The 2526-nt window shown below is 65.2% G+C and carries 2 protein-coding genes; both read left to right on the plus strand.

The genetic code is table 11. From position 1 onward, the window contains the following. Nucleotides 1-145 precede the first annotated feature (145 nt). Nucleotides 146-1837 carry an IS21 family transposase gene (gene istA, locus DWV11_RS13330; RefSeq protein ID WP_115789412.1) on the plus strand — a complete coding sequence of 564 codons (1692 nt, stop codon included), beginning with the start codon at nucleotides 146-148 and terminating at the stop codon, nucleotides 1835-1837. Further along, nucleotides 1834-2526 (plus strand): IS21-like element helper ATPase IstB (istB, locus tag DWV11_RS13335; protein WP_115789413.1); only part of this gene is annotated, 693 nt, incomplete at its 3' end. The genes istA and istB, both read left to right, overlap by 4 nt.

Genomic DNA, 2526 nt, shown 5'->3' on the forward strand with positions numbered 1-2526 from the left:
TGACTGTGACAGGTTTGTTTGGCCCCGGTAGGACGGTTATTTCTGGCCCCACTTCCTGACTCGCCGGTGTGGTTGTGACGGTTATAAGTGGCCCCACCTGAGGCTTGTTCCAACTGCTGGAACGAGCCTTTTGTTGGAGGTCCGGATGGATGCACGGGTGGAGTTGTTCGCGAGGATCCGCAGGGATGCCAGGATCGAGGGCTTGTCGATCCGTGAACTCGCACGCCGCCATGGCGTCCACCGTCGGACCGTCCGGCAGGCTCTTGAATCGGCTGAACCGCCGTCGCGGAAACCCCGCCGGGGTGTCTCCCATCGTTTGGAGCCGTTCAAGGCCGCGATCGATCAGATGCTGATCGAGGACACGTCGGCGCCGCGGAAACAGCGCCATACCGCCCGGCGTATCCTGGCCCGGCTCATTGAGGAACACGACGCCGAGCTGTTGTCGTACTCGACGGTCCGGGATTATGTGCGGGTGCGCCGGGCCCAGATCGATGTCGAGGCCGGCCGCCGGCTTGAGGTCTTCATTCCCCAGGAACACGCCCCTGGCGCCGAAGCCGAGGTGGACTTCGGCGAGGTCTGGGTGGTGCTGAACGGGGTGAAGACCAAGTGCCACATGTTCGTCTTCCGGCTCTCCCACTCGGGCAAAGCCATCCACCGCATCTACCCGACGCAGGCCCAGGAAGCGTTCCTGGAAGGCCACATCGAGGCATTCAACGTACTTGGTGGCATCCCGACAAAGCACATCCGCTATGACAACCTCACCAGTGCCGTGACGGCGGTGGTCTTCGGGCAAGGCCGCCAACGCAAGGAGAATGACCGCTGGGTGCTGTTCAAGTCCCATTACGGTTTCGATGCGTTCTACTGCCAGCCCGGGATCGCCGGCGCCCACGAGAAGGGCGGTGTCGAGGGTGAGGTCGGCTGGTTCCGCCGGAACAGGCTCTCCCCGATGCCGGTCGTGGAGTCCCTGGACGAGCTCAACGCCAGGATCAAAGCCTGGGAAGAAGCCGATGAGCGGCGGCGGATCAATGACCGGATCCGCACCATCGGCCAGGACTTCGAAACCGAGCGTCCGTTCCTTGCGCCGTTGCCGGCGGAAGTATTCGATCCGGGCCTGGTGCTGACGCCACGGGTGGACCGGTCCTCGATGATCACGGTGCGGATGATCAAGTACTCCGTCCCGGCCCGGTTCATCGGCCACAAGCTACGGGTCTCCCTCCGGGCTTCCGACCTGCTGGTCTTTGACGGCCGGAACGTGGTTGCCCGGCATCAGCGGATCGCAGCGAAAACCGGGCAGTCGGTCCAGCTGGATCATTACCTGGAGGTCCTCAAAGCCAAGCCCGGGGCCCTGCCCGGGTCCACGGCTTTGGCCAGGGCGCGTGAGGCGGGCGTGTTCACCGCGGTGCATGAGGCGTTCTGGGCCGAGACCCGCAAGGTCAACGGCGACGCCGAAGGGACCCGGGAACTGATCGATGTGCTCCTGCTCCACCGTTCCCTGGACGCAGCCGACGTCGTGGCCGGCATGACCGCAGCGCTCAAGGTTGGAGCCGTCAGCGCAGACGTCGTCGCGGTCGAAGCCCGCCGCCACGCAGCCAACACCATCCAGCTCGAGGGTGGGGCCGGCCCGGACCGTCATCCCGGTGCCCGTGACGGAGCGAAAGCGCACCGTGTTGTCAGCCTGACCCAGCGACGGCTCACGGACCCTGCCACAGTGATCGCGGGCCTGCCGCCGGACACACGGCCCCTGCCCTCGGTTGCCGGCTATGACGAACTGCTCGCCAAACGCGCCACCACCAATGCTGTTTCCAATGTTCCCGCGTCGAAGGAAAACATCTCATGAGCCCCACCGCACCAGCCGCCACGATTACTCCAACCCTGCGCCGGCGCCGCGGCCTGACCGAACAAGCAGCGGTCGCGGCCGTGGACCAGGCCTGCCGGCGCCTCCGCCTGCCCACCGTCCGGGCCGTCCTGGACGAAGCCCTGACCGTCGCGGCCAGGGAACAGCTCTCGTACCAGGGGTTCCTGGCGGAGCTGCTGCTGGCCGAGTGTGATGACCGGGACCGGCGATCGTCCATCCGCCGGGTGAAAGCCGCGAATTTTCCCAGGGACAAATGGTTGGGGGACTTTGATTTCGAGGCGAACCCGAACATCAACCCCGCCACGATCAATACCCTCGCCACCGGGGACTGGATCCGCAAAGGCGCGCCCTTGTGCCTGATCGGCGATTCCGGTACCGGCAAGTCCCACCTGCTCATCGGCCTGGGCACCGCGGCCGCGGAGAAAGGCTACCGGGTCAAATACACCCTGGCCACCCGGCTCGTGAACGAACTCGTCGAAGCCGCCGACGAGAAAATGCTCGCCAAGACGATCGCCCGCTACGGCCGGGTCGACCTGCTCTGCATCGACGAACTCGGATACATGGAACTCGACCGCCGCGGCGCCGAACTCCTCTTCCAGGTCCTCACCGAACGCGAAGAGAAGAACTCCATCGCCATCGCCTCCAACGAATCCTTCTCCGGCTGGACTAGG

Source organism: Arthrobacter silvisoli (assembly GCF_003369445.1).
Taxonomy (GTDB): Bacteria; Actinomycetota; Actinomycetes; order Actinomycetales; family Micrococcaceae; genus Arthrobacter; species Arthrobacter silvisoli.